A 295-nucleotide genomic window follows, 5' to 3' on the forward strand; every position below is an offset into this window, starting at 1 on the left:
CTGGCCGGCGTCATCCGCATCCTGGACTTGCAGGGGCGGTTGGACGAGCGCGACAACGAGCTGGACGACCTGCACAAGCGCGTGCGCCGCTTGGCCGACCGCGTGCACGAGCTGGAAACGCGCGAGAGCGTGAACTCGCTTGTGCGGGCATCCGACATGCCCACAGCGCTGCGCCGCCTTCCCTAACCTTGCATTCTCGGCTTTTGCCATTGGACGAAAGCGAAGGAGGAACGAACCTATGAGCATGGGAAACCTGAACAAACTGGCCCTGACCGCCCAGGAGGCGTTGCAGCAG

General features: G+C 63.7%; 1 protein-coding gene. It reads left to right on the forward strand.

All coding sequences use genetic code 11. The annotated features are described in order from the left end of the window. Positions 1-186: hypothetical protein (locus PZE06_RS28375; RefSeq protein ID WP_275792453.1), on the forward strand; the 186-nt coding region annotated here is incomplete at its 5' end. Positions 187-295 lie beyond the last annotated feature (109 nt).

This window comes from Robertmurraya sp. DFI.2.37, from assembly GCF_029211245.1.
Taxonomy (GTDB): Bacteria; Bacillota; Bacilli; order Bacillales; family Cytobacillaceae; genus Robertmurraya; species Robertmurraya methanolica_A.